17 protein-coding genes, 1 tRNA gene and 3 rRNA genes are annotated in these 22,493 nt (G+C 58.7%); 18 read left to right on the top strand and 3 right to left on the bottom strand.

The window, feature by feature from the left end:
• The first annotated feature begins 32 nt into the window (after positions 1–32).
• From dprA to ETEE_RS06215, 6 genes are read left to right on the top strand one after another with little or no spacing between them, the layout of a single operon-like run.
• Positions 33–1,145: a DNA-processing protein DprA gene (gene dprA / locus ETEE_RS06240; protein ID WP_034165750.1), complete on the top strand. Its 1,113-nt coding sequence runs from the start codon at positions 33–35 to the stop codon at positions 1,143–1,145.
• On the top strand, positions 1,117–1,587 hold the full coding sequence (locus ETEE_RS06235) for a DUF494 family protein (RefSeq protein WP_034165749.1): 471 nt from the start codon (positions 1,117–1,119) through the stop codon (positions 1,585–1,587). Before dprA ends, ETEE_RS06235 begins: the two co-directional genes overlap by 29 nt.
• 36 nt (positions 1,588–1,623) lie before the next feature.
• The gene (locus ETEE_RS06230; protein WP_034165748.1) at positions 1,624–2,184 is read left to right on the top strand and encodes a DNA topoisomerase family protein; all 561 of its coding nucleotides are present in this window, start codon (positions 1,624–1,626) and stop codon (positions 2,182–2,184) included.
• A 10-nt stretch (positions 2,185–2,194) separates the two neighbouring features.
• Positions 2,195–2,764: an L-threonylcarbamoyladenylate synthase type 1 TsaC gene (gene tsaC, locus ETEE_RS06225; RefSeq protein ID WP_034165747.1), complete on the top strand. Its 570-nt coding sequence runs from the start codon at positions 2,195–2,197 to the stop codon at positions 2,762–2,764.
• Positions 2,765–2,767: 3 nt separating this feature from the next.
• Positions 2,768–3,583 (top strand): shikimate dehydrogenase, encoded by an 816-nt coding sequence (gene aroE / locus ETEE_RS06220; protein ID WP_034165746.1) that lies wholly within the window; start codon positions 2,768–2,770, stop codon positions 3,581–3,583.
• Positions 3,580–3,861, top strand: a complete 282-nt coding sequence (locus ETEE_RS06215; RefSeq protein ID WP_034165745.1) for a DUF1488 family protein — start codon at positions 3,580–3,582, stop codon at positions 3,859–3,861. Before aroE ends, ETEE_RS06215 begins: the two co-directional genes overlap by 4 nt.
• Here ETEE_RS06215 and ETEE_RS06210 read toward each other — a convergent pair.
• On the bottom strand, positions 3,825–4,379 hold the full coding sequence (locus tag ETEE_RS06210; RefSeq protein WP_034165744.1) for a gamma carbonic anhydrase family protein: 555 nt from the start codon (positions 4,377–4,379) through the stop codon (positions 3,825–3,827). The two genes, ETEE_RS06215 and ETEE_RS06210, sit on opposite strands and share 37 nt — an antisense overlap.
• 494 nt (positions 4,380–4,873) lie before the next feature.
• Between ETEE_RS06210 and ETEE_RS06205 the strand changes: the two genes are divergently transcribed.
• From ETEE_RS06205 to ETEE_RS06175, 7 genes are all read left to right on the top strand, one after another.
• A 16S ribosomal RNA gene (locus tag ETEE_RS06205) occupies positions 4,874–6,417 on the top strand.
• Between the two features lie 69 nt (positions 6,418–6,486).
• Positions 6,487–6,563 (top strand) — tRNA-Ile (locus ETEE_RS06200).
• A 294-nt stretch (positions 6,564–6,857) separates the two neighbouring features.
• A 23S ribosomal RNA gene (locus ETEE_RS06195) occupies positions 6,858–9,765 on the top strand.
• A 91-nt stretch (positions 9,766–9,856) separates the two neighbouring features.
• Positions 9,857–9,972, top strand: a 5S ribosomal RNA gene (rrf, locus tag ETEE_RS06190).
• Together the 16S, 23S and 5S rRNA genes with 1 tRNA gene alongside form the textbook arrangement of a ribosomal RNA operon.
• A gap of 445 nt (positions 9,973–10,417) precedes the next feature.
• On the top strand, positions 10,418–11,578 hold the full coding sequence (gene ampC, locus ETEE_RS06185) for a class C beta-lactamase (protein ID WP_071881895.1): 1,161 nt from the start codon (positions 10,418–10,420) through the stop codon (positions 11,576–11,578).
• Between the two features lie 154 nt (positions 11,579–11,732).
• Positions 11,733–12,662: a homoserine O-acetyltransferase MetA gene (metA, locus tag ETEE_RS06180; protein ID WP_034165228.1), complete on the top strand. Its 930-nt coding sequence runs from the start codon at positions 11,733–11,735 to the stop codon at positions 12,660–12,662.
• 149 nt (positions 12,663–12,811) lie between these two features.
• The gene (locus ETEE_RS06175) at positions 12,812–15,076 is read left to right on the top strand and encodes a YgiQ family radical SAM protein (protein WP_034165229.1); all 2,265 of its coding nucleotides are present in this window, start codon (positions 12,812–12,814) and stop codon (positions 15,074–15,076) included.
• 50 nt (positions 15,077–15,126) lie between these two features.
• On the opposite strand, the gene dkgA is transcribed toward ETEE_RS06175, so the two are convergent.
• Entirely contained in the window at positions 15,127–15,957 is an 831-nt protein-coding gene (dkgA, locus tag ETEE_RS06170; protein WP_034165230.1) for a 2,5-didehydrogluconate reductase DkgA, read from the bottom strand.
• A 242-nt stretch (positions 15,958–16,199) separates the two neighbouring features.
• Between dkgA and ETEE_RS06165 the strand changes: the two genes are divergently transcribed.
• The 3 genes from ETEE_RS06165 (at position 16,200) to ETEE_RS06155 (ending at position 18,324) form a co-directional block, all read left to right on the top strand.
• Positions 16,200–17,405: an amino acid aminotransferase gene (locus tag ETEE_RS06165; protein ID WP_034165231.1), complete on the top strand. Its 1,206-nt coding sequence runs from the start codon at positions 16,200–16,202 to the stop codon at positions 17,403–17,405.
• 153 nt (positions 17,406–17,558) lie between these two features.
• The gene (locus ETEE_RS06160; protein ID WP_034165232.1) at positions 17,559–17,987 is read left to right on the top strand and encodes a secondary thiamine-phosphate synthase enzyme YjbQ; all 429 of its coding nucleotides are present in this window, start codon (positions 17,559–17,561) and stop codon (positions 17,985–17,987) included.
• On the top strand, positions 17,980–18,324 hold the full coding sequence (locus ETEE_RS06155) for an MmcQ/YjbR family DNA-binding protein (RefSeq protein ID WP_034165233.1): 345 nt from the start codon (positions 17,980–17,982) through the stop codon (positions 18,322–18,324). The genes ETEE_RS06160 and ETEE_RS06155 overlap by 8 nt, the downstream gene beginning before the upstream one ends.
• A gap of 85 nt (positions 18,325–18,409) precedes the next feature.
• Here the strand turns inward: ETEE_RS06155 and uvrA are convergent, their stop codons facing one another.
• Positions 18,410–21,241: an excinuclease ABC subunit UvrA gene (gene uvrA, locus ETEE_RS06150; RefSeq protein WP_034165234.1), complete on the bottom strand. Its 2,832-nt coding sequence runs from the start codon at positions 21,239–21,241 to the stop codon at positions 18,410–18,412.
• Between the two features lie 227 nt (positions 21,242–21,468).
• Between uvrA and ETEE_RS06145 the strand changes: the two genes are divergently transcribed.
• Together ETEE_RS06145 and ETEE_RS06140 are read left to right on the top strand one after the other, a co-directional pair.
• A complete protein-coding gene (locus tag ETEE_RS06145) occupies positions 21,469–22,029 on the top strand; it encodes a single-stranded DNA-binding protein (RefSeq protein ID WP_034165235.1) in 561 nt (186 codons plus the stop codon).
• A gap of 127 nt (positions 22,030–22,156) precedes the next feature.
• Positions 22,157–22,486 carry a hypothetical protein gene (locus ETEE_RS06140; protein ID WP_034165236.1) on the top strand — a complete coding sequence of 110 codons (330 nt, stop codon included), beginning with the start codon at positions 22,157–22,159 and terminating at the stop codon, positions 22,484–22,486.
• The last annotated feature ends 7 nt before the right edge of the window (positions 22,487–22,493 follow it).

Genomic DNA, 22,493 nt, shown 5'->3' with positions numbered 1-22,493 from the left:
TGAACACATCGGTCGAGAGCCGCGGGAGCGCAATGGAAGGTCACGAAATCTGGCTGCGTCTCGCGCAGGTTCGCGGGCTGGGGGCGCCCCATATCGTTAATGCGGCGAAGATATTGGCGCAGCAGGGCGTATCGGCGCAGGGGATGGCGTCCGGCGGGCTGACCTCTGCGCAGCAGCGGCAGTTTCATGGCGCTACGGGTATCGCTGAGGCGCTGGCGTGGTTGGACGGCGGTCGGGGGGGGATGCTGACGCTGGCCGACGGTGCCTACCCCGATCGCCTGCGCCAGATCGCCGGCGCCCCTGCGCTGCTGTTTGTTTGCGGCGATCCCCACCTGCTGTCAACGGCGGCGCTGGCCATTGTCGGTAGCCGTGCGCCCAGCCGCTATGGCGATAGCCAGGCGTCGTTTTTTGCCCGGGTACTGGCGGCGAGCGGATTGACGATCGTCAGCGGCCTTGCGCTGGGAATCGATGGTCTGGCGCACCGCGGTGCGCTGTCGGCGCAGGGAAAAACCATCGCGGTACTGGGTAGTGGGCCAGACTGCGTGGCGCCGCGGACGCACCGCTGGCTGGCGCAGGCCATTCTAGAGGCAGACGGTGCGCTGGTGTCTGAGTTTTTTCCCGGGACAGAGGCGCGTCCCGCCTATTTTCCGCAGCGTAACCGTATCATCAGCGGGTTGAGTCTGGGGGTGCTAGTGGTCGAGGCGACGCTGCGCAGCGGTTCGCTGATCACGGCGCGTCTGGCATTGGATCAGGGGAGGGAGGTGTTCGCCATTCCCGGCTCGCTAGACAGCCCGCAGAGTGCAGGGTGCCATTGGCTGATCCAACAGGGCGCCTCTCTTATCACGGCGCCGGCGGATATCCTTGAGCAACTGAACAGCCCGCTGCATTGGTTGGCACCGCTCACAGAAGGGAATATTTCTGCCGGTGAAGACGATGCTCAATTGCCATTTGCCGAGGTGTTGGCTAACGTAGGGGATGAGGTGACAACCGTTGACGCTGTCGCCGAACGCATCGGTCGATCTGTGCCAGACGTAGCAGTAGCCCTGCTCGAACTGGAGTTAGCAGGATGGATTAAGGTAGTGTCCGGCGGCTATGTCCGTGTGAAGAGGGCTGGCCATGTTCGATGTACTCATGTATCTGTTTGAGACCTATATCCACACGACGGCCGGGATGCACATCGATCAGGATAAGCTAACTGACGATTTGACCAGCGCGGGCTTTGAGCGTGGGGATATCTTTCGGGCGCTGAACTGGCTGGAAAAGCTGGCGATGATGCAGGAAGAGGGAGATGTAGTTCTGCCGGTGGACGATCCGCATGCGCTGCGCCTCTACACCGCGGATGAAATGACCTGCTTGGACAGTGAGTGCCGTGGATTCCTGCTGTTCTTGGAGCAGATTCAGCTATTGACGCCGGAGATCCGTGAGATGGTTATCGATCGGGTGATGGCGCTGGAGATCGAGCAGTTTGAGCTGGACGATCTGAAGTGGGTGGTGCTGATGGTGCTGTTTAACGCGCCGGGACATGAGCACACCTACCGGCAGATGGAAGAGCTGCTTTTTGAGGTTCATGAAGGCTACCTGCATTGAGCGGGGGCCAGTTCGTTTATTGAAAGAAATAAGATTATGACGCAAGGCCCATTATTTGGTGCCAAGAAAAGCGAGCCATGCCCCGAGTGCGGCGCCGAACTGGTGATCCGCAGCGGTAAGCATGGCCCTTTTCTGGGCTGTTCCCGCTATCCTGCCTGCCAGTATATCCGTGCGCTGAAGTCGGCCGACGGACATATTGTTAAGGTGCTTGAGGGACAGCGATGTCCACTGTGTGGCGATGTGCTGGTGCTGCGTCAGGGGCGCTACGGTATGTTTATCGGGTGCCACGGTTATCCTCAGTGTGAACATACTGAGGCTATCGATAAGCCGGATGAGACGCAGTTAGCGTGTCCCCAGTGTGGCAAGGGTAACCTGCTGCAGCGCCGCTCGCGCTACGGTAAAACATTCTATGCCTGTGAGCGCTACCCAGACTGCCAGTTCAGCGTGAATTTGAAACCCGTCTCCGGCGTTTGCCCACATTGCCACTACCCGCTCCTGGTGGAAAAGAAAAGCGCAGGCGGCGTGCGTCTCTATTGCGCCAGCAAGCTGTGTGGGAAAGCGGCCGAGCCGCCTGACGGTACCCCAATAGATCAATAATAAAGAAGCTATGGATACAGAACTGAGTGACTCACTGGCCGCCGCGGTGGCGGCCCTGCGCCAGCAGCGTGTTATTGCCTATCCCACGGAGGCGGTCTTCGGCCTCGGGTGCGATCCGGACAGCGAGCTTGCGGTGCAGGCGCTATTGGATCTTAAGCAGCGCCCGTGGGACAAAGGGCTGATTCTTATTGCGGCTGATTATCAGCAGCTATTGCCTTATGTCTGCGATGAGGCGCTGCAGGGGGAGCTTCGCGCTGCCGTTTTCTCCCGCTGGCCTGGGCCGGTGACCTGGGTAATGCCTGCCCGGGCGGATACGCCGCGCTGGCTGACCGGACGCTTTAGCACGCTGGCCGTGCGGGTCAGCGCGCACCCGCAGGTTCAGCAGCTATGCCGCTCCTATGGCAAACCTTTGGTTTCGACCAGTGCCAACCTCAGCGGGCTGCCCCCTTGCCGTACGGCCGCCGAGGTACGCCAACAGTTTGGCTCGGCTTTTCCGGTGCTGGATGCGCCGGTCGGCGGCCGCCAAAACCCATCAGAAATCCGCGATGCACTGAGCGGTGAACTGTTACGTCAGGGGTAAGCGATGCAGCAATTTGCCGTTTTTGGTCACCCGATAAAGCACAGCCAGTCGCCGCGTATCCATCGGCTCTTTGCTCAACAAACCGGCATTGCGCTCAGCTATGAGGCGATGCTGGCGCCGCTGGATGATTTCCCCGCCTTTGCCATAGCCTTTTTTCAGCAGGGCGGGCGGGGCGCTAACGTCACGACCCCCTTTAAAGAGCAGGCTTGGCAGATGGCGGATGTCTTGACGCCGCGGGCCCGTCTGGCCGGCGCGGTGAATACGCTGCATTGGCAAAACGCCCGTCTGCTGGGGGATAACACGGACGGGGTTGGGCTGGTCAGTGATTTACATCGGCTGGCGATGATCGGTGATGCGAGTCGGGTTTTGCTGCTGGGCGCCGGTGGGGCCGCTCGCGGCGTGATCCTGCCGCTGTTGGAACAGGGGTGCCGGATCGCGCTGGCCAACCGAACCCATGCTCGGGCACAGGCGCTGGCCGCTGCATTTCAGACGCAGGGGGCGATTGAGGCATTACCCTATGACGCGCTTGGCTCCCACACCTTCGATCTCATTATTAACGCGACCGCCTCAGGGCTGCAGGGTGAGGTACCGCCGCTGCCGCGCTCGATCATTCGCCCGGATTGCGCCTGTTATGACATGTTTTATCGCGCGGGGGCGACGCCGTTTCTGGCCTGGGCTCAGCAGCAGGGCGCGGTACGCTTGGCTGATGGCTTCGGCATGCTGGTGGCGCAGGCGGCACACGCCTTCTCGCTGTGGCATGGCATCATGCCGCAGATAGCGCCGGTGCTGATACAGCTACGCCAGGAGCAGGCGGGATGAATCAGTCGATCCTCTTTCCCGAACTGGAGCAGTGGCAGGCACCGTCATCGACCATCACCTTTCCGGCGATGGTCAACGGCTTTCAGATCACCTGTGCTATTCGGCTGGCGGATCTGCAGGTCTTGGCCACCCGCGCGGGGGCGGAGGGGGTGCCTCAGGCGCCGCTGACGATGTTTCAGGCCCTGCGCTGGCAGCTGGAGGAGTATGCCGAGCGAGAAATTATCGCTGAAGCGTATGACGATCAGGGCTGGGTGTGGATTTCCGCCTGTGAGAGATAGTCGTTCTTCCAGTTAACGTAGTTGTCGGCCGACTGGCGCAGCCCTGCCCGCTCCCGCGTCGTCAGTGGCCGGATTTGGCGAGCCGGGCTGCCCAGATATAAAAAGCCGCTCTCCAGCCGTTTTCCCGGCGGAACCAGACTTCCCGCACCCAGAATGACCTCATCTTCTATCTGTACACCATCCAGAACGATGGCGCCCATACCGATCAGAACTCTATCGCCAATACAGCAACCGTGCAGCATCACCTTATGGCCAACCGTCACGTCGCTGCCGACAATGGTCGGGTGACCCTGGGTTGACGTGGAACGGTTGCCTACATGGATCACGCTGCCGTCTTGGATATTGCTGCGCTCGCCAATGACAATAGAGTTAACATCGCCACGGATCACGACCTGAGGCCAGATACTGACGTCATCACCCAGCGTGACCTGTCCAATCACGGTTGCGGTTGCATCTATAAAGAGGCGTTCGCCTAAGATCGGCATAAAAGAGAGATAGGGACGTACGGATAGAGACATGGTGACCGCCTGAAAAATGGAAGGGATGTTGGCGATACTAGCGCGCCGGTGGGGGAATTCAATCGATAACGTCTGCCGATATGTGGATAACTCTGTGCGTAATGAGGTATAAGCAGTTCAATTGCTGTGTAATGCGCCATTCGGTTCATTTGGGGCAAAATAGCGGTTGCGCCCGGTAAAACAGGCCCTATAATGCGCCTCCATCGACACGGCACATGTGAACAACATCACAGGATGAGCCGGGGAGAGTGAGAGTGAAACGGTAAATTAAACGTTGACTCTCACCGAGGAAAGCGTAATATACGCCACCTCGACTTGGTAAGGAGAACTTGCTAAGTCACTGCTCTTTAACAAATTATCAGACAATCTGTGTGGGCACTCGCAAGATTCGTATTAAGCATTCCTCGGAATGCCAAAATATTTAAAGTCTTGAAGAGTGACAGCAGTTAATTCATTACGAATAAACAGTTTAATTTCTTTGAGCATCAAGCTTTTAATTGAAGAGTTTGATCATGGCTCAGATTGAACGCTGGCGGCAGGCTTAACACATGCAAGTCGAGCGGTAGCAGGGAGAAAGCTTGCTTTCTCCGCTGACGAGCGGCGGACGGGTGAGTAATGTCTGGGGATCTGCCTGATGGAGGGGGATAACTACTGGAAACGGTAGCTAATACCGCATAACGTCGCAAGACCAAAGTGGGGGACCTTCGGGCCTCATGCCATCAGATGAACCCAGATGGGATTAGCTAGTAGGTGAGGTAATGGCTCACCTAGGCGACGATCCCTAGCTGGTCTGAGAGGATGACCAGCCACACTGGAACTGAGACACGGTCCAGACTCCTACGGGAGGCAGCAGTGGGGAATATTGCACAATGGGCGCAAGCCTGATGCAGCCATGCCGCGTGTATGAAGAAGGCCTTCGGGTTGTAAAGTACTTTCAGTAGGGAGGAAGGTGTGAACGTTAATAGCGTTCACAATTGACGTTACCTACAGAAGAAGCACCGGCTAACTCCGTGCCAGCAGCCGCGGTAATACGGAGGGTGCAAGCGTTAATCGGAATTACTGGGCGTAAAGCGCACGCAGGCGGTTTGTTAAGTTGGATGTGAAATCCCCGGGCTTAACCTGGGAACTGCATCCAAGACTGGCAAGCTAGAGTCTCGTAGAGGGAGGTAGAATTCCAGGTGTAGCGGTGAAATGCGTAGAGATCTGGAGGAATACCGGTGGCGAAGGCGGCCTCCTGGACGAAGACTGACGCTCAGGTGCGAAAGCGTGGGGAGCAAACAGGATTAGATACCCTGGTAGTCCACGCTGTAAACGATGTCGATTTGGAGGTTGTGCCCTTGAGGCGTGGCTTCCGAAGCTAACGCGTTAAATCGACCGCCTGGGGAGTACGGCCGCAAGGTTAAAACTCAAATGAATTGACGGGGGCCCGCACAAGCGGTGGAGCATGTGGTTTAATTCGATGCAACGCGAAGAACCTTACCTACTCTTGACATCCAGCGAATCCTGTAGAGATACGGGAGTGCCTTCGGGAACGCTGAGACAGGTGCTGCATGGCTGTCGTCAGCTCGTGTTGTGAAATGTTGGGTTAAGTCCCGCAACGAGCGCAACCCTTATCCTTTGTTGCCAGCGGTTCGGCCGGGAACTCAAAGGAGACTGCCAGTGATAAACTGGAGGAAGGTGGGGATGACGTCAAGTCATCATGGCCCTTACGAGTAGGGCTACACACGTGCTACAATGGCGTATACAAAGAGAAGCGACCTCGCGAGAGCAAGCGGACCTCATAAAGTACGTCGTAGTCCGGATTGGAGTCTGCAACTCGACTCCATGAAGTCGGAATCGCTAGTAATCGTGGATCAGAATGCCACGGTGAATACGTTCCCGGGCCTTGTACACACCGCCCGTCACACCATGGGAGTGGGTTGCAAAAGAAGTAGGTAGCTTAACCTTCGGGAGGGCGCTTACCACTTTGTGATTCATGACTGGGGTGAAGTCGTAACAAGGTAACCGTAGGGGAACCTGCGGTTGGATCACCTCCTTACCTGAAGATACGAAATTGTGTAGTGCTCACACAGATTGTCTGATAGATGTTCGAGCAAATACCTTAGGCAAGCTTGTATCTCATCTGGTTAGAGCTCACCCCTGATAAGGGTGAGGTCGGTGGTTCGAGTCCAATCTGGCCTACCAACTCCCTTCCTGGGTGAAGCTGACGGTGGAAATAAGGTATCGGCAGTAAAGTCATGGGGATATAGCTCAGTTGCGAGAGTTCGTATTCTGCACGCAGGTAGGTCTACGGTTAGATCCTGAATAGACTCCACCATATGTCATAACATACTGATAAATCAGCATGTTGTGAAATATTTTGCTCTTTAACAATCTGGAACAAGCTGAAAATTCGAAAACAATCGAATTGCTTTTAATAAGTGATTCGAGAGTCTCTCAAATGCTTACAGCACGAAGTGAAACATCTTCGGGTTGTGAGGTTAAGTGACTAAGCGTACACGGTGGATGCCTAGGCAGTCAGAGGCGATGAAGGACGTGCTAATCTGCGATAAGCGTCGGTGAGCTGATATGAAGCATTATTAGCCGGCGATGTCCGAATGGGGAAACCCAGTGCAATCCGTTGCACTATCGTTAAGTGAATACATAGCTTAACGAGGCGAACCAGGGGAACTGAAACATCTAAGTACCCTGAGGAAAAGAAATCAACCGAGATTCCCCTAGTAGCGGCGAGCGAACGGGGAAGAGCCCAGAACCTGAATCAGTTTGTGCATTAGTGGAAGCGTCTGGAAAGTCGCGCGATACAGGGTGATAGCCCCGTACACGAAGGTGCACAGCTGTGAGTTCGATGAGTAGGGCGGGACACGTGTTATCCTGTCTGAATATGGGGGGACCATCCTCCAAGGCTAAATACTCCTGACTGACCGATAGTGAACCAGTACCGTGAGGGAAAGGCGAAAAGAACCCCGGCGAGGGGAGTGAAATAGAACCTGAAACCGTGTACGTACAAGCAGTGGGAGCATCCTTCGGGGTGTGACTGCGTACCTTTTGTATAATGGGTCAGCGACTTATATTTTGTAGCAAGGTTAACCGAATAGGGGAGCCGTAGGGAAACCGAGTCTTAACTGGGCGTCTAGTTGCAAGGTATAGACCCGAAACCCGGTGATCTAGCCATGGGCAGGTTGAAGGTTGGGTAACACTAACTGGAGGACCGAACCGACTAATGTTGAAAAATTAGCGGATGACTTGTGGCTGGGGGTGAAAGGCCAATCAAACCGGGAGATAGCTGGTTCTCCCCGAAAGCTATTTAGGTAGCGCCTCGTGAACTCATCTTCGGGGGTAGAGCACTGTTTCGGCTAGGGGGTCATCCCGACTTACCAACCCGATGCAAACTACGAATACCGAAGAATGTTATCACGGGAGACACACGGCGGGTGCTAACGTCCGTCGTGAAGAGGGAAACAACCCAGACCGCCAGCTAAGGTCCCAAAGTCATGGTTAAGTGGGAAACGATGTGGGAAGGCATAGACAGCCAGGATGTTGGCTTAGAAGCAGCCATCATTTAAAGAAAGCGTAATAGCTCACTGGTCGAGTCGGCCTGCGCGGAAGATGTAACGGGGCTAAACCATGCACCGAAGCTGCGGCAGCGACGCTTAGGCGTTGTTGGGTAGGGGAGCGTTCTGTAAGCCGTTGAAGGTGGCCTGTGAGGGCTGCTGGAGGTATCAGAAGTGCGAATGCTGACATAAGTAACGATAAAGCGGGTGAAAAGCCCGCTCGCCGGAAGACCAAGGGTTCCTGTCCAACGTTAATCGGGGCAGGGTAAGTCGACCCCTAAGGCGAGGCCGAAAGGCGTAGTCGATGGGAAACAGGTTAATATTCCTGTACTTGGTGTTATTGCGAAGGGGGGACGGAGAAGGCTAGACCGGCCGGGCGACGGTTGTCCCGGTTTAAGCGTGTAGGTGTGATGACCTGGCAAATCCGGTCATCTTTAACACTGAGGCGTGATGACGAGGCACTACGGTGCTGAAGTGGTTAATGCCCTGCTTCCAGGAAAAGCCTCTAAGCTCCAGATAACACTGAATCGTACCCCAAACCGACACAGGTGGTCAGGTAGAGAATACCAAGGCGCTTGAGAGAACTCGGGTGAAGGAACTAGGCAAAATGGTGCCGTAACTTCGGGAGAAGGCACGCTGGCATGTAGGTGAAGTCCCTTGCGGATGGAGCCGAAGCCAGTCGAAGATACCAGCTGGCTGCAACTGTTTAATAAAAACACAGCACTCTGCAAACACGAAAGTGGACGTATAGGGTGTGACGCCTGCCCGGTGCTGGAAGGTTAATTGATGGGGTCAGCCGTAAGGCGAAGCTCTTGATCGAAGCCCCAGTAAACGGCGGCCGTAACTATAACGGTCCTAAGGTAGCGAAATTCCTTGTCGGGTAAGTTCCGACCTGCACGAATGGCGTAATGATGGCCAGGCTGTCTCCACCCGAGACTCAGTGAAATTGAACTCGCTGTGAAGATGCAGTGTACCCGCGGCAAGACGGAAAGACCCCGTGAACCTTTACTATAGCTTGACACTGAACATTGAACCTTGATGTGTAGGATAGGTGGGAGGCTTTGAAGTGTGGACGCCAGTCTGCATGGAGCCGACCTTGAAATACCACCCTTTAATGTTTGATGTTCTAACCTGGCCCCGTGATCCGGGGTAGGGACAGTGTCTGGTGGGTAGTTTGACTGGGGCGGTCTCCTCCCAAAGAGTAACGGAGGAGCACGAAGGTTAGCTAATCCTGGTCGGACATCAGGAGGTTAGTGCAAAGGCATAAGCTAGCTTGACTGCGAGAGTGACGGCTCGAGCAGGTGCGAAAGCAGGTCTTAGTGATCCGGTGGTTCTGAATGGAAGGGCCATCGCTCAACGGATAAAAGGTACTCCGGGGATAACAGGCTGATACCGCCCAAGAGTTCATATCGACGGCGGTGTTTGGCACCTCGATGTCGGCTCATCACATCCTGGGGCTGAAGTAGGTCCCAAGGGTATGGCTGTTCGCCATTTAAAGTGGTACGCGAGCTGGGTTTAGAACGTCGTGAGACAGTTCGGTCCCTATCTGCCGTGGGCGTTGGAAGATTGAGAGGGGCTGCTCCTAGTACGAGAGGACCGGAGTGGACGCACCGCTGGTGTTCGGGTTGTGATGCCAATTGCATTGCCCGGTAGCTACGTGCGGAAAAGATAAGCGCTGAAAGCATCTAAGCGCGAAACTTGCCTCGAGATGAGTCTTCCCTTGGGCCTTGAGCCCACTGAAGGAACGTTTAAGACTAAGACGTTGATAGGCTGGGTGTGTAAGCGTAGCGATACGTTGAGCTAACCAGTACTAATGATCCGTGAGACTTAACCTTACAACACCGAAGGTGTTTTTAGAGAGACGAATTTAGCTTGTTCAAGATTGGAACCGATGGCCAGTGATGGCGGTTGGTAAAACAGAATTTGCCTGGCGGCGATAGCGCGGTGGTCCCACCTGACCCCATGCCGAACTCAGAAGTGAAACGCCGTAGCGCCGATGGTAGTGTGGGGTCTCCCCATGCGAGAGTAGGGAACTGCCAGGCATCAAACAAACGGAAAGACCCCATGCGCAAGCATGGGGTCTTTTTGTTTATCGAGGTTTTGCCGGGCAGTGGGTGACTCCTGAGGCGAACCGCGGCGCCGGCCGTGGAGCAGAACGGAACGTCTAGGAAGCGATGTCTGAAAGCCGGGGGCCTTGGGTTTATCCGCCCGGCGGCTTTTTGCCCTACCGTGGGCAGGGCTCCCCCGTAGGGTTAGCCCACCTGTCTCTGCGCACTGTCGCTGGCTTAAGGGAAATCGGTTGACCTAATACTATTCACACCGTTAAATGCAGCGGCGTACACTATGCGTTTTCCTATACGTATTCGATGGCCGTATCGCTATCGTGCTCGGTCAGACGCGCCGTTGGCGAGATCTGCCGCCGCATCTTCGCTGCAGTAGGATCTGCGTGATACGGCACTCAACGTTGGCTTTGATGATGGGTTGGTGATGATGAACACGCGATTATCCTGCACACTGGCGCTCTCCGCGCTGCTGCTCTCCCCGGTAACCCAGGCCTCTACGCCGCCGTCGGCAGCGATGCGGGTTACCGAGGCCGTGAGGCAGACGATCCCTGCGCTGATGCAGCAGCAGCAGATCCCCGGCATGGCCGTGGCCGTAATCTATCAGGGAACTCCTTACTATTTCAGCTATGGCGTCGCCGATAAGGCTACGCGGCGGGAGGTGACGCCACAGACGTTGTTTGAGCTGGGATCCGTGAGCAAGACCTTTACCGGCGTGCTGGGAGGCTATGCGCTGCAGCGTGGCGATATCCGCCTGCAGGATACGGTCGCGTCCCAATGGCCGGCGTTAAACGGCCCGCAGTGGCGGGCGATAACCCTGCAGCAGCTGGCGACCTACACCGCGGGCGGTCTACCGCTGCAGGTGCCCGATGCCGTTACCGATACGGCGCAGCTGCTCGACTTTTATCAGCGCTGGCAGCCACGCTGGGCTCCGGGAACGATGCGCAGCTACTCCAATGCCAGCATTGGACTTTTTGGCATGCTGGCGGTGCGGCCCAGCGGGATGGATTTTAGCCAGGCGATGACGCGCTGGGTGCTGCAGCCGCTAGGGTTGAAGCATACCTATTTCCGTGTACCGCCTGTTGCTGAGGGTGAGTATGCCTGGGGATACCGCGAGGGTAGGGCACTGCGCGTGAGCCCGGGCATGCTGGAACAGGAGGCCTACGGCATTAAATCCAGCGCGCAGGATATGGCCGTCTGGCTGCAGGCTAACCTGGATCCCGCCGCGGTACCGCAGGCTACGCTGCGTCAGGCCTTGCTGCGGGCGCAGTCGCGCTACTACCAGTCTGGTGAGATGTATCAAGGGCTCGGCTGGGAGATGCTCAGCTGGCCCCTGAAGGCGCAGACTTTGATAGACGGCAGCGATAATCGTGTGGCTCTGCAGCCCCAGCAGGTTCATCCGCTCGTGCCGCCTACGCCGCCGCAGGCGGCTTCCTGGGTACACAAGACCGGTTCAACCAATGGATTTGGCGCCTATATTGCCTTTATTCCCGGATCGCGGCTGGGGATCGTGATGCTGGCCAATAAAAACTACCCGAACCCGGCACGGGTTCAGGCCGCCTATACCATCCTGCAGCAGCTGCAGTAATGCCCGTTGAGGGCGGCGCCGTAGCGCCCCCCTCAGCCTAGATGAAAATTTCTCAACGCGTCTGCGCTGTACAAACGGTGTAAAACTGATTAATTTGGCTATCCAGATGTCCAAATGGACAAGGATCGCCTTTGATCGCCGCAGGAGAGCGTTTATGCCAATCAGGATCCCCGACGCGTTGCCCGCCGTTAATTTTTTGCGTAATGAAAATGTCTTTGTCATGACCGACTCCCGGGCCGCGGTGCAGGAGATTCGTCCGCTGAAGGTGCTGTTGCTGAATCTGATGCCGAAGAAAATCGAGACTGAAAATCAGTTTCTGCGCCTGCTGTCGAACTCATCACTGCAGATTGATATTCAGCTGCTACGCATCGATCGGCGAGAGTCAAAAAATACGCCGGCGGAGCACCTGAATAACTTTTACTGCCATTTTGAGGACATTCAGCAAGAAAACTTTGATGGGCTTATCGTAACCGGCGCGCCGCTGGGACAGGTGGACTTTGGCGACGTTGCCTATTGGTCGCAGATCGTACGGGTTATTACCTGGGCACGGGCGCACGTGACGTCGACCCTGTTCGTCTGTTGGGCCGCGCAGGCGGCGCTCAATGTACTGTATGGGCTACCGAAGATGACGCGGACGCAGAAGCTCTCCGGAGTATATGCGCACAAGACGCTCGATCCATTGGCGCTGCTGACCCGCGGCTTTGACGACGGCTTTTTGGCGCCGCACTCGCGCTATGCCGACTTTCCGTCGCAGGCGATCCGCACGCATACCGATCTGCAGATCTTTGCCGAGTCTGCGCAGGCCGGCGCCTACCTGTTTGCCAGCGCCGATAAGCGGACGGTGTTTGTGACGGGCCATCCGGAGTATGATGCCCATACGCTGGGCGCGGAGTATTGGCGCGATCTGCACGCGGGTCTGGCGCCGGCGCTGCCGTTTAACTATTTTCCCCGCGACAACCCAGACGATGCGCCGTCGGCGACCTGGCGCAGCCACGGTCACCTGTTGTTCAGTAACTGGCTGAACTACTGCGTTTACCAGATAACCCCTTACGATCTGCGTCAGATGAATCCCACTCTGGAGTAAGCTCTGCTCGCCATTTCCCCGGGCTAGCAGTAGACGGGGGAATGACAAATAACCCTCACATTTCTCCGCCGTAATGCGTATAATCGCCGCCCTGATCCTGATGATTTGTTCACCAGACCTGCCTGTCTTATCAATACAAGAGTACCGTCATGAGTAGTGTCAGCCTGATCCAACCGGAGCGCGATCTGTTCTCCTATACCCCTTATTGGGCCGAATGTTTCGGCACCGCGCCTTTTTTACCGATGTCGCGTGCAGAGATGGATAAGCTGGGCTGGGACAGCTGTGACATTATCATCGTGACCGGGGATGCCTACGTGGATCATCCCAGCTTTGGCATGGCGATTGTTGGCCGCATGCTGGAGGCGCAGGGTTTCCGGGTCGGCATCATCGCCCAGCCGGACTGGACCAGCAAAGACGATTTTATGCGTCTGGGTAAACCGAACCTGTTCTTTGGCGTCACCGCCGGGAACATGGATTCGATGATTAACCGCTATACGGCCGATCGTAAGCTGCGCCACGATGATGCCTACACGCCGAACAACGAAGGCGGCAAGCGCCCGGATCGCGCCACGCTGGTATACAGCCAGCGCTGCAAAGAGGCTTTCAGCGATGTCCCGGTTATCCTTGGGGGCATCGAGGCCAGCCTGCGCCGCGTGGCGCACTATGACTATTGGTCGGATACGGTACGCCGCTCTGTGTTGGTGGATGCCAAGGCGGATATGCTGATGTATGGCAACGGCGAACGCCCGCTGGTTGAGGTTGCGCATCGTTTAGCTGCGGGTGAGCCCATCGCCTCTATCTGCGACGTGCGCAATACCGCCGTCATGCGTAAAGAGGCCCTGCCGGGCTGGAGCGGAGTGGACTCGACCCGTATCGATATGCCGGGGCGCATTGATCCCATTCCGAACCCCTACGGCGATGATTTGGCCTGCTCGCCCAAGGCCGCGGATGAGGCGACGCCGATCAGCGTACGCGCCCCTAAGCCAAAGCCGTGGGAGAAGACCTATGTGCTGCTGCCGTCGTTTGAGAAGGTGAAGGGCGATAAGGTGATGTATGCCCACGCCTCGCGTATTTTGCATCATGAAACCAACCCCGGCTGCGCACGCGCCCTGATGCAGAAGCACGGCGATCGCTACGTGTGGGTCAACCCGCCTGCGATCCCGCTGAGCACCGAGGAGATGGACAGCGTCTATGCCCTGCCGTTCCAGCGCGTACCGCATCCCGCTTACGGCAAGGCCCGCCTACCGGCCTATGACATGATCCGCTTCTCCGTCAACATCATGCGCGGCTGCTATGGCGGCTGTGCCTTCTGCTCTATCACTGAGCACGAGGGCCGCATCATTCAGAGTCGCTCTGAGGACTCCATCATTCGCGAGATCGAGGAGATCCGCGATAAGGTTCCCGGATTTACCGGCATCATCTCCGATCTGGGCGGTCCGACCGCCAACATGTATATGCTGCGCTGCCAGTCGCCGCGCGCGGAGCAGACCTGCCGCCGCGCCTCCTGCGTCTATCCGGATATCTGTCGTCATATGGACACCAACCATGAGCCGACCATTAAGCTCTACCGGCGTGCCCGCGATCTGCAGGGGGTGAAAAAGATCCTGATCGCCTCCGGGGTACGTTACGATCTGGCGGTACAGGATCCGCGCTATATCAAAGAGCTGGCCACGCATCACGTCGGCGGCTATCTGAAGATCGCGCCGGAGCATACGGAAGAGGGGCCGCTGTCCAAGATGATGAAGCCGGGGATGGGCAGCTACTACCGTTTTAAGGAGCTGTTTGACGCCTATTCGAAGCAGGCCGGGAAAGAGCAGTACCTCATCCCCTACTTTATCTCCGCGCACCCGGGGACCCGGGATGAGGATATGGTCAATCTGGCGCTGTGGCTAAAACAGCACCGCTTCCGCCTCGATCAGGTGCAGAATTTCTATCCATCACCGCTGGCCAACTCGACCACCATGTATTACACCGGCAAGAACCCGCTGACTAAGGTGGACTATAAGAGCGAAGATGTGGTGGTGCCGAAGGGCGAGCGTCAGCGCAGGCTGCATAAGGCGCTGCTGCGCTATCACGATCCGGCCAACTGGCCGATGATCCGCACCGCGCTGGAGGAGATGGGGCTACAGCACCTGATCGGCAATCGTCGCGAGTGTCTGGTACCTGCGCCGACGCTGGAGGAGCAGCGCGCCGCGCGCCGCGGCTACCAGCGCAATATGACGCCAGCCATGACCAAGCATACCGGCGCACATCCTCAGGGTAGCGGACGACCAGCAACGCGCGGGGCCGCGAAGGGCGCCGCACAGCCTGCCGCCCGTCCGGGCGGAAAGGGAAATAATGGCCGTCCTGCTCGCCCCGAAGGGCGTAACGCCCGACCGGCGCGTCCCGCCGGACAGGCTAAAAAGCCGCGCTAACGCCCTTGCCGACAGCCTTGATGCTTTAGCATCAGGGCTGCGCTCACCGGCTACAGGCGCATATAGGTGGCGGGATCGGAGCCTAATCGCTTGCCGCACTCCAGGCGGGCGATCTGCGCCCGTTCGCTCGCCTCCAGCGTAAAGTCAAATACGTTGATATTTTCCCTCAGGCGTATCGCCGAGACCGTTTTGGGGATCACTATCCTCCCGCAGTCCAGATGCCAGCGGATCACGATCTGCGCCGGCGTCTTGCCATATTTGGCCGCCAAACGGCGGATCGGCTCCGCGTCAAATACGCCCTCTCCTCCCTGCGCCAGCGGGCTCCAGGCCTCCGTGGCAATACCGTGGTGATGATTCCATGACTGTAGCTCCCGCTGCTGCATCAGTGGGTGTAGCTCAATTTGGTTGATGGTCGGCACCACGCCGGTTTCATCCAGCAGGCGCTGGAGATGGTCAATATTGAAGTTGCAGACCCCGATGCTTTTCACCACTCCTTGGCGTCGCAGGTCGATCAGCCGACGCCAGGCGTGAACAAAGGTATCCTGCAGCGCCATTGGCCAGTGGATCAGGTACAGATCAACATACTCAAGGCGCAGCTTGTGCAGGCTGGCGTGAAAGGCCTGATCGACCGCCATGTGATCCGCGTTCCACAGCTTGGTGGTGATAAACAGCGACTCTCGTGCCAGGCCGCTGTGCTGCAGCGCCTGGCCGACGCCGCTCTCATTGCCATAGATCGCGGCGGTATCGATGGCGCGATAGCCGACGCGCAGCGCCTCGCTGACCACGTCACGGGCCAGCGTATCGCTGACCTGCCAGACGCCGAGCCCCAGCTGGGGAATGCGGTTACCGTCATTCAGCGTAATAAAGGGAGGGGTGGACATGGGGCATCTCCGTTGCGGATGGGTAGGGAATAGGCCGTCAGATTTTCACCTTAGCATATTCATCTCAGCGATGGAGCTCCGCGCAGAGGCGGCGCCGCGAGAGCGTGACCCCGCTGGTGTTTTCCCTTCGGTTAAGGGTATGTTATGACGAGGAGCGCGCCGACGTTCTGCCCCGGCCAGTGCCGGGCTGACCGTCGGTGATGGCTCCCTTACCGTAGGACCGTGCCAACAAGGAGCCCCCCGTGTTTGAACATGTAGATGACTATGCCGGCGATCCGATCCTCTCCCTGATGGAGAGCTATAAGCGGGACGCCCGCGCGCAAAAAGTGAATCTGAGTATCGGCCTGTACTATGACTCGCGGGGGGAGGTGCCGATGCTGGCCTCCGTCGCTACGGCGCAGGCCCGGCTGAACGCCGCGGCGCCGGCGGCGCCGCTCTATCTGCCGATGGAGGGGATGGCAGACTACCGCAGCGCGGTACAGTCGCTGCTGCTGGGGGGGGATCATCCCGCGCTGCGCGCGCGGCGGGTGGCGACCATTCAGACTCTGGGGGGGTCAGGCGCACTCAAGGTGGGCGCAGACTTTCTGCGGCGATATTTTCCCCGTGCCGAGGTCTGGGTCAGCGATCCTACCTGGGAGAATCATGTCGCGATTTTCGAGGGCGCGGGTTTCCGGGTACATCGCTATCCCTATTTTGATCCCCAGACGCTGGGCGTGTGCTTCGATGCCATGCTGGAGACGTTGGCGCAGCTGCCGCCCCACAGCATCGTGCTACTTCACCCCTGCTGCCATAACCCCACCGGTTCGGATCTGACGCCGGCGCAGTGGGATAGTCTGGTGTCGCTGCTGCGACGTCGGGCGCTGATCCCGTTTCTGGATATTGCCTATCAGGGGTTCGGCGGCGGCATGGAGCAGGATGCCTATGCTATCCGGACGATGGCCGCCGCAGGGCTGCCCTGCCTGGTCAGCAACTCGTTCTCTAAAATTTTCTCGCTGTACGGTGAGCGCGTCGGCGGTCTGTCGGTCATGTGCAGCGATGAGGTCGAGGCCGGGCGGGTGCTGGGACAGCTGAAGGCGACGGTGCGGCGCAACTACTCCAGCCCGCCGTTGCACGGCGCCGCCCTTGTGGCTACGGTGCTGAATGACGCCGATTTACAGCGCCAGTGGCGCGAAGAGGTAGAGGCGATGCGCCTGCGCATCATCGCCATGCGCGGGCAGCTGGCGTCGCGCCTCAACCTGGCGCTGCCGTCGCGTCGCTTTGACTACCTGTGTCAGCAGCGGGGCATGTTCAGCTATACCGGACTCAGTGCGCAGCAGGTCGGCGATCTGCGCCGGCGCGACGGCGTTTACCTGGTCGGCAGCGGGCGTATGTGCATGGCGGGACTCAACGAGAGTAACCTCGATCGCGTGGCCACCGCGCTGGTTCGCGTGATGGCGCCGCAGGAATAATGGCCGGCGCTGCGTAGATTCTGCGTTTAGGCACGCGTATCTCCCCGTGTCTACGCGTTACTGACGCGGCGTCTGGCTATCTTTACAGAACTTTCCGCTGCGTTTTCTTGCCGCCGACTGTACAAAGAATATACTTATTGAGGACGTCGCAAGATGTGGTATCAGCATACCCTGGTTCTGCGGGCGAGAGCGCGTGGTTTCCACCTGATTACTGCCGAGATTATTGCCGGCCTGCCCGCGCTGCGTCAGGTGCGGGTCGGGCTGTTGCACCTGCTGTTACAGCACACCTCTGCGTCGCTTACCCTCAATGAAAACTGTGATCCCACAGTGCGCTATGACATGGAAGGTTATTTTTCGCGCACGGTGCCGGATGGCGCTCCCTATGCGCACGACGATGAAGGCGCGGACGATATGCCCGCCCATATTGCGTCGTCTCTGCTGGGCGTCTCGCTGACGGTGCCGGTGCGCCAGGGCGCGTTACAGCTTGGAACCTGGCAGGGTATTTGGCTTGGCGAACACCGCATACAGGGCGGCGCGCGCCGTATTGTAGCAACCATACAAGGGGATAGGATTGATGAATGATTCGGCTTTTATGCAATACTGCCTGTCAAAGCCCGGCGCGCAGCAGAGCCAGCAAAACCGCTGGCGGACGCACCAGGCGCGCGTCGGCGGTATTTTGTTCGCCATGGTTGAAAACGGCGAAGGGCGTCCGGCGGTCGCGGTGAAAACTAGCTGCGAGCAGGCCACCCGACTGCGCAGCCAGCATAAAGACATCGTGCCCAGCCGTCGGCTGAACAAGGCGCACTGGAGCACTGTGTTTCTGGACGGCGCTATCAACGACTCGCTGCTGTATCAGCTGGTGGACAGTTCCTATCAGCTGGCGCTGCACCAGGCCAGCGACGCGCACCCGCTGCAGTAGCCCCTCCGTCGGCGCCCCGTCGCCGGTGCGTGGCATCCGGCGTAGGGGCGGATGACAGCGTGTTTTTCCACGCCGTCAGGTTCCCTTAGGCATTGTCCAGGATCGGACGCAGGAAGCGGGCCGTATGGGAGGCTTCACAGCGGGCGACGGTCTCCGGCGTGCCGGCGACCAAGATCTCGCCGCCGCCGCTGCCGCCTTCCGGCCCCAGATCCACGATCCAGTCCGCCGTTTTGATCACGTCCAGATTGTGCTCGATAACCACGATGGTGTTGCCCTGATCGCGTAGCTGGTGCAGTACCGCCAGCAGCTGCTGAATGTCGGCAAAGTGCAGACCGGTGGTCGGCTCATCCAGGATATACAGTGTTTGTCCGGTGCCACGCTTGGAGAGCTCGCGTGAGAGTTTGACCCGCTGAGCCTCGCCGCCGGAGAGGGTGGTGGCCGACTGCCCCAGGCGAATATAGCCCAGGCCGACGTCCATCAGGGTCTGCAGCTTGCGCGCCAGCGCAGGAACGGCGTCAAAAAAGCTGCGCGCCTCCTCAATGGTCATCTCCAGCACCTCGTGGATGCTTTTGCCCTTGTACTTGATCTCCAGCGTTTCACGGTTGTAGCGCTTGCCCTTGCACTGGTCGCACGGCACATAGATGTCCGGCAGGAAGTGCATCTCCACCTTGATGACCCCATCGCCCTGACAGGCCTCACAGCGCCCGCCGCGCACGTTAAAGCTGAAGCGTCCCGGGGTATAGCCGCGCGCCCGCGACTCCGGCACCCCGGAAAATAGCTCGCGGATCGGGGTAAAGATGCCGGTGTAGGTCGCCGGATTAGAGCGCGGGGTTCGCCCGATGGGGCTCTGATCGATGTCGATCACCTTATCGAAATGCTCCAGCCCCTCGATGCTGCGGTAGGGGGCCGGTTCGCCCAGCGTAGCGCCGTTTAGCTGGCGCTGGGCGATGGGGAACAGCGTATCGTTGATCAGGGTGGACTTGCCGGAGCCGGAAACGCCGGTGATGCAGGTGAACAGCCCGACCGGCAGGGTCAAGGTCACCTCTTTCAGGTTATTGCCGCGTGCGCCGCTCAGCTTGAGCACCCGCGTCGGATCGGCGGCGATCCGCTCGCTGGGGATGGCGATCTTACGTTGTCCACTCAGATATTGGCCGGTCAGGGAGGCCGGCGTCGCCATGATCTGCTCCACGTTGCCCTGGGCGACGATCTTGCCGCCGTGCACCCCGGCGCCCGGGCCGATATCGATAACGTGGTCGGCGGCGCGGATGGCGTCCTCGTCGTGTTCGACCACGATCACTGTGTTGCCCAGGTTGCGCAGATGCATCAGCGTATCGAGCAGGCGTTCGTTATCGCGCTGATGCAGACCGATGGAGGGTTCATCGAGCACGTACATCACCCCGACCAGCCCGGCGCCGATCTGGCTGGCTAGACGAATGCGCTGCGCTTCGCCGCCGGACAGGGTCTCGGCGGAGCGGGACAGGCTCAGGTAGTTCAGGCCGACGTTGACCAAAAACTGCAGGCGCTCGCCGATCTCTTTCAGCACCTTCTCGGCGATTTTGGCGCGCTGTCCCTCTAGCGCCAGTCCGTGAAAGAAGCGCAGCGCAGCGCCGATGCTGAGGTCGGCTATCTGCGGCAGCGTGGTGTCTTTAATGAAGACGTTGCGCGCCTCTTCACGCAGACGCGTCCCGCCGCAGGTGGCGCAGGGACGGTTGCTGATGAATTTGGCCAGCTCCTCGCGCACCGCGCTGGACTCAGTCTCTTTGTAGCGGCGCTCCATGTTGTGCAGCACCCCCTCGAAGGGGTGACGGCGTACGGTGGTATCGCCGCGATCGTTAATGTACTTGAATTCGATCTCGTCTTTGCCGGAGCCGTACAGCACCACGTGGCGTACCGTTTCATCCAGGGAGTCGAAGGGCGCCTCAATATCAAAATGATAATGGTCGGCCAGCGAGCGCAGCATCTGGAAATAGTAGAAGTTGCGGCGATCCCAGCCGCGAATGGCGCCGCCCGCCAGCGACAGTTCGCCGTTTTGTACCACCCGCTCCGGATCGAAATATTGCTGTACCCCGAGGCCGTCGCAGGTGGGGCAGGCGCCCGCCGGGTTATTGAAGGAGAACAGCCGTGGCTCCAGCTCCCGCATGCTGTAACCGCACAGCGGGCAGGCGAAGTTGGCGGAAAATAGCATCTCTTCCGCCTGGGGATCGTCCATATCGGCGACCACCGCGCTGCCGCCGGAGAGTTCCAGGGTGGTTTCAAACGATTCCGCCAGGCGCTGGGCCATGTCGGCCTTCACTCGGAAGCGATCGACGACCACGTCGATGCTGTGTTTTTTCTGCAGCTCCAGCTTCGGCGGATCGGAGAGATCGCACACCTCGCCGTCGATTCGGGCGCGGATGTAGCCCTGCGCCGCCAGGTTTTCCAGCGTCTTGCTGTGCTCCCCCTTGCGATCCTTGATGATCGGGGCCAGCAGCATCAGACGTTTCCCCTCCGGCTGGGCCAGAACGTTGTCCACCATCTGGCTGACGGTCTGCGCCGCCAGCGGCGTGCCGTGCTGCGGACAGCGCGGCTCACCGACGCGGGCGAACAGCAGGCGCAGGTAGTCATGAATTTCAGTGATGGTTCCCACGGTGGATCTCGGGTTGTGGGAGGTGGATTTCTGCTCGATGGAGATGGCCGGAGAGAGTCCCTCGATATGGTCGACGTCCGGCTTTTCCATCAGCGACAGGAACTGGCGGGCGTAGGCAGAAAGGGATTCGACGTAGCGCCGCTGCCCTTCGGCATACAGGGTATCGAACGCCAGAGAGGATTTGCCGGATCCGGACAGACCGGTGATGACCACCAGTTTGTCGCGGGGGATAATCAGATTGATATTCTTGAGATTATGGGTGCGAGCACCGCGTATTTCTATTTTATCCATTACCTACTTCCCGGATTAACAGTTACCGATCTCACCGTGCACACGCTGGATCATTGATTATGACATATCCGAAACTGAATGGATATCCAGTATTCAATAACCGAAGTGGTGCGCCTTAAACCGGATCTCGAACGCCTACACAAAACGATGATGAGTGCTCAAGCGTCGCTGGCGTGTTAGAATTTACGGTTTAGACTGAATAAATTTACTTCATCAGGAGAGTCGACATGGCCAGCAGAGGCGTAAATAAAGTGATTCTTATCGGGAATCTGGGTCAGGACCCGGAGGTCCGCTATATGCCGAACGGCGGCGCCGTTGCCAATTTGACGCTGGCAACTTCTGACAGCTGGCGTGACAAGCAGACCGGTGAGCAGAAAGAGCGCACCGAATGGCACCGTGTTGCGCTGTACGGCAAGCTGGCGGAGATCGCTGGTGAGTACCTGCGCAAAGGCTCTCAGGTGTACATCGAAGGTCAGCTGCGTACCCGTAAGTGGCAGGATCAGAGCGGCCAGGATCGCTACACCACGGAAGTCGTGGTCGATATCAGCGGCTCCATGCAGATGCTGGGCGGTCGCCAGGGCGGCGGTGCGCCGATGGGCAACCAGGGGCAGCAGGGCGGCTGGGGTCAGCCGCAGCAGCCGCAGGGCGCCGCGTTCAGCGGCGGCCAGGCGGCACCGCGTCAGCAGTCACAGCAGGGCGGCTATTCCGCGCCGGCTCAACCGGCTCAGCCGGCAGCGCCGCAGAGCAGCGAACCGCCGATGGACTTTGACGACGATATCCCGTTCTGATAGCGCGCGGGTATTCCCCTTTAAAGCCCCGCAGCGCGGGGCTTTTTACTATTTTTCCGCCAGAGAGCGGACACCACCCGGCATAACCGTTCCATAGAGACGGGCGACATGGGATGAGGGAGAACATATGGTATTACGACGGCTTTCCTGGATGGTCGGCAGCGGCGCCTGGCTGATGCCCTGGGTACTGCTGCTGTGGCAGTGGCTGGAGACCGGGCAGCATCAGGCGGCGATCTCGCCGCAGGCCTACAACGGCTGGAAGATGACGGTGCTGCTGGCCGATGCCGCCTTCGCCGGCGCGCTCTCGCTGCTGGCGCTGCTGGTCGGCGCGGTCGCGCTGGCGCGAACCCCGCAGGAGACGCTGCGTCCGCTGCAGCGAATGGTGGAGTTGCTGGTGCTGGCGCTGCCGCTGTTGTTTTGCCTGTTTGTCGCCGGTCTGTTCTGGGTGCACGGCTAAGCAGCGG

The organism is Edwardsiella anguillarum ET080813, assembly GCF_000264765.2.
GTDB classification, from domain to species: domain Bacteria; phylum Pseudomonadota; class Gammaproteobacteria; order Enterobacterales; family Enterobacteriaceae; genus Edwardsiella; species Edwardsiella anguillarum.
This window is presented reverse-complemented; position numbering and strand designations above follow the sequence as displayed.

Coding starts and splice junctions, on each gene's coding strand:
- ETEE_RS06230 (WP_034165748.1), top strand. CDS start 1,624: ATGACGCAAGGCCCATTATTTGGTGCCAAGAAAAGCGAGCCATGCCCC.
- ETEE_RS06175 (WP_034165229.1), top strand. CDS start 12,812: ATGAGTAGTGTCAGCCTGATCCAACCGGAGCGCGATCTGTTCTCCTAT.
- ETEE_RS06145 (WP_034165235.1), top strand. CDS start 21,469: ATGGCCAGCAGAGGCGTAAATAAAGTGATTCTTATCGGGAATCTGGGT.
- aroE (WP_034165746.1), top strand. CDS start 2,768: ATGCAGCAATTTGCCGTTTTTGGTCACCCGATAAAGCACAGCCAGTCG.
- metA (WP_034165228.1), top strand. CDS start 11,733: ATGCCAATCAGGATCCCCGACGCGTTGCCCGCCGTTAATTTTTTGCGT.
- ETEE_RS06140 (WP_034165236.1), top strand. CDS start 22,157: ATGGTATTACGACGGCTTTCCTGGATGGTCGGCAGCGGCGCCTGGCTG.
- tsaC (WP_034165747.1), top strand. CDS start 2,195: ATGGATACAGAACTGAGTGACTCACTGGCCGCCGCGGTGGCGGCCCTG.
- uvrA (WP_034165234.1), bottom strand. CDS start 21,241: ATGGATAAAATAGAAATACGCGGTGCTCGCACCCATAATCTCAAGAAT.
- ETEE_RS06210 (WP_034165744.1), bottom strand. CDS start 4,379: ATGTCTCTATCCGTACGTCCCTATCTCTCTTTTATGCCGATCTTAGGC.
- ETEE_RS06155 (WP_034165233.1), top strand. CDS start 17,980: ATGAATGATTCGGCTTTTATGCAATACTGCCTGTCAAAGCCCGGCGCG.
- ETEE_RS06160 (WP_034165232.1), top strand. CDS start 17,559: ATGTGGTATCAGCATACCCTGGTTCTGCGGGCGAGAGCGCGTGGTTTC.
- ETEE_RS06215 (WP_034165745.1), top strand. CDS start 3,580: ATGAATCAGTCGATCCTCTTTCCCGAACTGGAGCAGTGGCAGGCACCG.
- dkgA (WP_034165230.1), bottom strand. CDS start 15,957: ATGTCCACCCCTCCCTTTATTACGCTGAATGACGGTAACCGCATTCCC.
- ampC (WP_071881895.1), top strand. CDS start 10,418: ATGATGAACACGCGATTATCCTGCACACTGGCGCTCTCCGCGCTGCTG.
- dprA (WP_034165750.1), top strand. CDS start 33: ATGGAAGGTCACGAAATCTGGCTGCGTCTCGCGCAGGTTCGCGGGCTG.
- ETEE_RS06235 (WP_034165749.1), top strand. CDS start 1,117: ATGTTCGATGTACTCATGTATCTGTTTGAGACCTATATCCACACGACG.